Annotated in this window: 6 protein-coding genes and 1 tRNA gene; 3 read left to right on the plus strand and 4 right to left on the minus strand. The window is 72.9% G+C overall.

Features of this window, described 5'->3' with window-relative positions:
• Nucleotides 1–33: 33 nt before the first annotated feature.
• Together EBN88_RS13575 and EBN88_RS13580 are read right to left on the minus strand one after the other, a co-directional pair.
• Nucleotides 34–2,178: an alpha-galactosidase gene (locus EBN88_RS13575; protein ID WP_122184120.1), complete on the minus strand. Its 2,145-nt coding sequence runs from the start codon at nt 2,176–2,178 to the stop codon at nt 34–36.
• A 201-nt stretch (nt 2,179–2,379) separates the two neighbouring features.
• Nucleotides 2,380–2,453: transfer RNA gene (locus tag EBN88_RS13580), tRNA-Thr, on the minus strand.
• Nucleotides 2,454–2,674: 221 nt separating this feature from the next.
• On the opposite strand from EBN88_RS13580, the gene EBN88_RS13585 reads away from it, so the two are divergent.
• The 3 genes from EBN88_RS13585 (at nt 2,675) to EBN88_RS13595 (ending at nt 5,337) form a co-directional block, all read left to right on the plus strand.
• Nucleotides 2,675–3,808, plus strand: a complete 1,134-nt coding sequence (locus tag EBN88_RS13585; protein WP_122184121.1) for an ABC transporter ATP-binding protein — start codon at nt 2,675–2,677, stop codon at nt 3,806–3,808.
• Nucleotides 3,809–4,184: 376 nt separating this feature from the next.
• A complete protein-coding gene (locus tag EBN88_RS13590; protein WP_122184122.1) occupies nt 4,185–4,586 on the plus strand; it encodes a hypothetical protein in 402 nt (133 codons plus the stop codon).
• A 19-nt stretch (nt 4,587–4,605) separates the two neighbouring features.
• Complete coding sequence (locus EBN88_RS13595) at nt 4,606–5,337, plus strand: nucleotidyltransferase family protein (protein WP_122184123.1); 732 nt, start codon at nt 4,606–4,608, stop codon at nt 5,335–5,337.
• Nucleotides 5,338–5,364: 27 nt separating this feature from the next.
• On the opposite strand, the gene EBN88_RS13600 is transcribed toward EBN88_RS13595, so the two are convergent.
• Both EBN88_RS13600 and EBN88_RS13605 read right to left on the minus strand, forming a co-directional pair.
• The gene (locus EBN88_RS13600) at nt 5,365–6,216 is read right to left on the minus strand and encodes a DUF3626 domain-containing protein (protein WP_233580651.1); all 852 of its coding nucleotides are present in this window, start codon (nt 6,214–6,216) and stop codon (nt 5,365–5,367) included.
• Between the two features lie 126 nt (nt 6,217–6,342).
• A partial coding sequence (locus EBN88_RS13605; protein WP_122184128.1) for a DoxX family membrane protein occupies nt 6,343–7,539 on the minus strand: 1,197 nt, incomplete at its 5' end.

Consider the following 7,539-nt stretch of genomic DNA (forward strand, 5'->3'; position numbering starts at 1 on the left):
CCTTCGGGCGCCCGGGACGGCGCGGCGGGGCCGTCAGTCCTCGACCCGCCGGGCCTCCAGGAGCACCAGCCGCTCGGGGTTCTGGATCGGGGCCCGCACCCCGACCTCGGAGAGCACCCGGCCGGGGAGCGTCACGCCCTCGCTCCACCAGGCCAGCGCGTCCATCGCCGGCCCGCGCGGGCGGTCGGCCGGGGCGAGCGGGGCGAGGCGGTAGGTCGCGTCGGGCTCAAGGCCGGGGAGCCGCACCCTTCCGGGCGGGGACTGCACGCTGGTGGCGACCTGGGCCAGCGCGAAGACCGCGTGCCCGCCGTCCTCGGCCACCACGCCGTGCACCCACAGCGCCGGGTCCGGGTGGTCCTCCCGGACCACCCGGCCGGTGTGGAGCAGCGGCCGGAGCCGCTTGTGGAGGGCGATCCACTCGGCGAGGGCCGCGCGGTCCTCGGGCGAGGCGCTCGTCAGGTCCCACTCGATGCCGAAGTGGCCGAAGAGCGCGGTCCCGGCGCGGAACTCCAGGCCGTGGGTGCGTCCGGTGGTGTGCGCCTCGGGGGCGCCGACATGCGAGCCCATCAGCTCGGGCGGCAGCAGCACGCCGGTCCAGCGCTGGATGAGCTGGCGCTCCAGGGCGTCGATGCAGTCGCTGGTCCACACCCGGTCGGTGCGCTCCAGGATGCCAAGGTCCACCCGGCCGCCGCCGGAGGAGCAGGACTCGATCTCCAGGTTCGGGTGCCGCTTCCGCAGCTCGTCCATCAGCCGGTAGACGGCGAGCGTCTGGGCGTGGACGCCGGCCCGGCCGGTGGGGCTGTGCCCCGCCTCCACCAGGTCGCGGTTGTGGTCCCACTTCAGATAGGTCAGCTCGTACTCGCCGACCAGGGAGTCCAGCCGCTCCAGGATGTGGGCGTAGGCCTCCGGGTGTCCGAGGTCCAGCACCTGCTGGTGGCGGGACTCCGGGGGCAGCCGGTCCCCGGTGGCCATGATCCACTCGGGGTGGGCGCGGGCCAGGTCGGAGTTGACGTTGATCATCTCTGGCTCGACCCACAGGCCGAACTCCAGCCCCAGCCCCCGGACATACCCGACCAGCGGGTGGAGCCCCTGCGGCCACACCGTCTCGTCGACGTACCAGTCGCCGAGCCCGGCGTGGTCGTCCCGCCGGCCCCGGAACCAACCGTCGTCCAGCACGAAGCGCTCGGCGCCGATCTCGGCGGCGGCGTCGGCCAGTTCCTTCAGCCGGGGCAGGTCGTGGTTGAAGTAGACGGCCTCCCACACGTTGAGGGTGACCGGCCGTGGGCCGGAGGGGTGGTGGGGGCGGGCCCGCAGATAGCCGTGGAAGCGGCCGGCCAGCTCGTCCACGCCGTGCCGGCCATAGCTGCCGAAGACCCACGGCGAGGTGTAGGACTCCCCGGCGCCGAGGGTGATCTCGCCCGCCAGCGGCAGCTCGCCGCCGGCGAGCAACGAGACGCCCGTGTGCGTGCGTTCCGCCAGCGAGCGGTGGTTGCCGCTCCAGCCGACGTGCAGCCCCCAGACCTCGCCGGAGCGGAAGCCGAAGCCGGCCTCGCCCGCGATATGAACGGTCACCGCGTCCGTTCCCGTGCGTCCCTTGCGGTTGTCCCGCAGGTGGGTGCCGATGGTGAACGCGTGCCGCTGCGGGGTGCGTTCCCGCAGGTGCCGGCCGGTCATGTCGAGCAGCTCGGTGGCACGCTCCGGCACCGGCAGGGCCAGCAGCAGCCCGCCGAGCGTGAACGGGGCGCCGCCGTCCTCGGCCAGGCTGGTCAGCCGGGCACGCTGCCGCACCAGCCCGCTCTCCGTCAGCTCGATCTCCAACCGCAGTTCCAGCGCGGCGACCACGTCCTCGGCCACGACCGCCAGCGAACGCTCCTCGGCCCGCAGCGAGGTGACCGCGAAGGCGGTGGAGAAGTCGGCGCCGGCCCGGTGTCCCGTGAGCCCCGGCGTCCCCTGCCAGCCGGCCGAGTGCTCCGGCAGCGGGGACAGCGGCACGGCCAGGTCGACGTTGTTGGAGGCGATCTGCGGCACCGCGGCGCGGGCCAGCGAGGCCATCGCGTCCTGGCTGAGTTCGCCCAGGTCAGCGCCCCAGTGCACGACGCGGGGCAGCCCGCCCCCCGTGCAGTCCAGCACCAGCGCGGTACCCGCCGACCGGAAGTTCAGGTACGACCCATCGTGCATCGACGATCCCTTGTTCGCTCGTGTTGGTACATGCGCGATTATTTCTATGTTCGCGAGCCCACCCCGGTCAACACGAGGACGGCGGGCCGCCCAGGACTTCGACGAGGACTGCCGCCAGCGCGGCGAGATGGGGTCCGCCCGGCGGGATCACCGCCCCCGGGCGGCCGCGCGTTCGGCCGGCACGGGGATCGAACGGCTGTGAGCCGCCTGTCGGATTCGAACCGACGACCTGCTGTTTACAAGACAGCTGCTCTGGCCGACTGAGCTAAGGCGGCGGGTGCCCGTGCGTTCTGGGCGCCGTAGAGGCCGCACCAGCCTACACGGCCCCTGGTGAGGGGTGTCGGCCGGTGGGAGGGCCCGGGATTTTTTTGCCGGTGGGTACTGACTTTTATATTGCTTTCGAGTTAGGTTCACCGTGCGTCCATATACATGGTCGTAACACCTTCCTACTCGGATCGTCCGGCACGTTCCTGCCGGTAGAAGGAGACAAGAGGACATGGCTACGGTCACCTACGACAAGGCCACCCGGGTCTACCCCGGTTCGGACACCCCCGCCGTCGACCAGCTCGACATCCAGATCGAGGACGGCGAGTTCCTGGTGCTGGTCGGCCCCTCCGGCTGTGGGAAGTCCACCTCCCTGCGGATGCTGGCCGGGCTTGAGGACGTGAACGGGGGCTCGATCCACATCGGTGACCGTGACGTCACCCACCTTCCCCCGAAGGACCGGGACATCGCGATGGTCTTCCAGAACTACGCGCTGTACCCGCACATGACCGTCGCCCAGAACATGGGCTTCGCGCTCAAGATCGCCGGCGTCAACAAGACGGACATCCGGGCCAAGGTCGAGGAGGCCGCCAAGATCCTCGACCTCACCGAGTACCTCGACCGCAAGCCGAAGGCCCTCTCCGGTGGTCAGCGTCAGCGTGTCGCGATGGGTCGCGCCATCGTCCGTGAGCCCCAGGTCTTCCTCATGGACGAGCCGCTGTCCAACCTGGACGCCAAGCTCCGTGTCCAGACCCGCACCCAGATCGCCGGCCTCCAGCGGCGCCTGGGCGTCACCACCGTCTACGTCACCCACGACCAGGTCGAGGCCATGACGATGGGCGACCGGGTCGCGGTCCTCAAGGACGGCCTGCTCCAGCAGATCGACAGCCCGCGCAACATGTACGACAAGCCCGCCAACCTCTTCGTCGCCGGCTTCATCGGCTCCCCCGCCATGAACCTGGTGGAGGTCCCGATCACCGACGGCGGCGTGAAGTTCGGCAACAGCGTCGTCCCAGTCGAGCGCGCCGCGCTCAGCGAGGCGCAGAACAAGGGCGACAGCACCGTCGTCGTCGGCTGCCGCCCCGAGCACTTCCGCGTCGTCAACGGCTCCTCCTCCGACAGCACGCTGGCCAAGGCGGACGAGGACGCCGCCGCCGGCCTCGCCGTCACCGTCAACGTGGTCGAGGAGACCGGCGCCGACGCCTATGTCTACGGCACCGCCGAGTTCGGTGGCGAGGTCAAGGACCTGGTCATCCGCGTGGACAGCCGCGACGTTCCCGACAAGGGCAGCAAGCTGCACGTCGAGCCCAAGCCGGGCGAGACCCACGTCTTCGCCGCCGGCTCGGGCGAGCGCCTCAGCGACTGACCCGTCGCGCCGACGGGCGCACAGGGCACCGCAGCACCGGGGCCGCGTTCCCACCCATCGGGTGGGGGCGCGGCCCCGCCGCGTTCCTCGCCGCACTCCGCGCGGCACAACGCCAGCGAACGTCAACGAGGGTCACCGTCCGCGTCAACACCCCCGAACGAAAGCCCAGGACGGCATCACCCGCGCGAGTGGCGGAATGTCATCAACCCACCACACCTCGCTACGATTCGGCTCGTGCCAACCACAAGGCCCGCTCCCCGGGCGCGGTTTGGCGCGTTCGTTCCATCCGATTCGCTCCATCCGATCCGTTCCGCCCCTTTCGTTCCACCCGATCGTTTCGCGTCACCGTTTCGCGAGGAAGCGCGAGGAAGACCCCGTGAACCAGGCACTCCGCCACATCGGCCGAAGTCTCGCCGTAGCCCTCCCAGCCGTGCTGGTGCTCTCCGGCACGCTCGCCGTCACGCGCGTGCCCTGGGCCTCCCCTCCCTCCGAGGTGCAGATGCTCACCGCCGCCGCCGAACAGGAGCAGCAGGCCCCCCAGGACCTCCTGCGCGAACGCCTGTTGACGACCCTCCGCCAGGAGGACCCCTCCGCAGCGCTCACCGGACTCCAGCGGGCCGTCGACGAGGACCCCTCGCTGGCCCCGCACTGCGCCGAGATCGCGCGGTCCCTCGGACAGGCCGCCGTCGACAAGTACGGCAACGCCCAACGGGCCCAACGCTTCGCCCGTCCCGTCTGTGACACCTCCTTCGCCGCCGGCGTGGCCCAGGCCAACTGAACGCGCATAGGGTGCGGCCATGAGCAACGCCGCATCCCGTGACGCGACACATCCGAGCCAGGCCGTGGTCCTGGCCGGTGGGCAGGGCTCCCGGCTCCGCCCCTACACCGACGACCGGCCGAAGCCGATGGTGGAGATCCCCGGCACCGGCGAGCCGATCATCGGTCACCAGCTGCGCTGGCTGGCGTCCGAGGGCGTGACGGACGCGGTGGTCTCCTGCGGGCATCTCGCCGAGGTGCTCCAGGACTGGCTCGCCTCGAACGAACTGCCGCTGCGGGTCAACACCGTGGTGGAGCAGGAGCCGTTGGGGCGCGGCGGCGGCCTCAAGTACGCCGCCGCCGCGCTGCCCCGCCCCGACGAGCCGTGGTTCGCCACCAACGGCGACATCTGGACCCGGTTCTCGCTGCGCGAGATGGCCGAGTTCCACGCCGAGCGGGACGCGTTGGCCACCCTGGCCCTGGCCCGGCCCCGCATCCCCTGGGGCGCCGTGGAGACCGACGAGTTCGGCCATGTGCTGGACTTCATCGAGGCCCCGCCGTCGCCGTATCTGATCAACGCGGGCGTCTATGTCTTCGCCGCCGCGTTCACCGCCCTGCTGCCCGACCGGGGCGACCACGAGCGGCACACCTTTCCCCGCCTGGCGAGGGAACGGCGGCTGGCCGGCTTCCCGCTCTCGCAGGGCGCCTACTGGCGGGCCATCGACACCGCCAAGGACCTGACCGAGGCGGCCAGGGAACTCACCCAGCGCTGACGGCCGTTGGCAGCGGCGGGCCGCCCGTCACCGTTCCGGGGCGCCGAAGTGGGCCAGGTAGTGCCAGACCTTCTTCAGCTCCTGCGGGTCGTGCCGCCCGGAGCGCGCGGCGTCGCCGATCATCCGGGGGTCGAGCAGGCCGTCCTCGGCCAGCCGCCGGCCAAGCGCCGCGATCTCGGGGCCTCGGAACTCCGGGTTCTCGTCCAGCACTTCGACCGGGAGCCGGAAGCCGGAATGCCACTCCACCGGGCAGGGCAACGCGGCGGCGGCCTCGGCCACCGGCGTGCCCAGGTGGCTCGGGTCGAGCACCAGGGCCGCCACGTCCCGCGCGAGGCTGACCCGACCGTGTATGTGCGCCTCGACATGCCCGTCCAACGCCGGTCGTTCCTCGGCCAGCGCCCGTCGCACCAGGTCGCAGCGGTCGGCCACGCCGAAGGCGGTGGGCAGCGCCGAGCTGTCCGGGTAGCAGAAGGTGGTGCGCGCGAGCACCTCGGGAACGAGCCTGAAGTGCGCCGAGCCGAAGCGTGGCGCGGCGCCGGTGGAACGCCGCAGATGGTTCAACGCGCCGTAGACCGGCCGCTGTTGGGCGGGCGCCGCGTCATAGGCCGCGCCGAACATCCGGCTCTCCCACCGCCACCGCTCGCCGCCCGGGTGCGCGGTGAGCCCACCGTTGCTGGTCCCGGTGACGAACTGCGAGAGATACGCCCCGTCCCTGGCCATCCGCCGCAGGATCGGCTCGCCGCCCACCAGGCGGTCGGGGTGGAAGTTCATGGTCAGCGGCAGCGTCGGGTCGACCGGGCCGCCCGTGGCCAACGCCGCGACATGACACAACGCCCGCCGCTGCGGGGAGTCCTGGGCGGGGCCGACGTCCGTGCGCACGGCCCCAGTCTGCCCGCCCGCCGCCGACTGGCTCACGGATTTCTCGGAACGGCGGCGGCGGTGCCGCAGGACGACAACCACCGTCCCCGACACCGCCGTTGCTCCTCGTCTAGCCGAGTACGCCACCTAACCGAGCAGCCCTCCCAGGGGATCGGGGCTGCTCTGATCACCCCCGTCGTCCTCGCCACCGCCGGCGTCCTCGCCGGGCTCCTCGGCGCCGCCGCCGGTGCCCGGGTCGCCGCCCGCGCCGTTCTCCGGGCTGGGCGGCGGGGCCGGCGCCGACTCCCGCTGCTCCGGGGTCGGTTCGGGCGCCGGGGCCTGCTGCTGGCCCTCGGGCGAGGAGGGCTCGGCCGGCGCCGTCGGCTCCTGGGTGGCCTCCTCGCGCCGCTGTTCCTCCGCCTGTTCGCGCTCGGCGGCCCGCTCCCGCTCCTCGCGGCGCTCGGCCTCGGCGGCCGCCTCCCGCTCGGCGGCCTCGCGCGCCTCCTCCTCCTCGTCCACGAGCGGCTCGCCCGGCAGGTGGTTGCGCGGCGGCTCGCCCGGCTCGGGAACGGTCGCGAACTGGGAGGAACGCACCGCGCTGCCCAGCAGCGAGCCGACCAGCAGCGCCACTCCGAGGAGCAGCGCCGCCAACAGCCCGCCGCGCCGCAGCACGCGGCGCCGCAGCGCGGACAGCGGGGCGCGCGGCCCCAGCCGACGCCACGCCTCGCCGGCGAGCCGCGCGTCCAGCGAGTGCACCGGCGCGCCCGCGATGACCAGCGGCGTCCAGGCCGCGAAGAGGACGACCTCGGGGGTGTCGTAGGCCGGACCGTGCTGCCAACTGACGGTGGTCAGCAGGGCCAGCGAGAGCGCGGCGCCCAGCAGCGCCGCGACCCGCTGCCACAGTCCGAAGAGGGTGAGCACGCCGACGACGATCTGGGTGAACGCCACGGTGAGGCCCGCACCCACCGGGTGCGCCAGGGTCCACTCGTGCAGCGGCGCGGCCAGCGCCCAGGGCTCCAGGGAGGCGAGCCAGGTGGAGAGGGAGCCCCGGTCGCCGCCGTCGAAGTAGACCGGGTCGGTGAGCTTGCCCATGCCGGCGTAGATCGCCATGAAGCCGAGCAGCAGCCGCAGCGGCAGCAGCACCAGGCCCAGGCTGAGCCGGCGGTCCGGGTGGAACGCCCGGACCCGCTGCCGGCCGCGCCCGCGTCCGTGTCCGGCGCGCGGCGCGCGCCCCTCGTCGAGCGGGGCGGCGAACTCCTCGGTCTCCCCGGTCTCCGCCAGGTCCCGCACCCCCGCGTGCGCCGGGCTCGCGCCGGCGCGCGCACCCGCGCCGCGCCCCCCGGC

The organism is Streptomyces triticirhizae (genome assembly GCF_003696235.1).
Classification (GTDB): Bacteria; Actinomycetota; Actinomycetes; order Streptomycetales; family Streptomycetaceae; genus Streptomyces; species Streptomyces triticirhizae.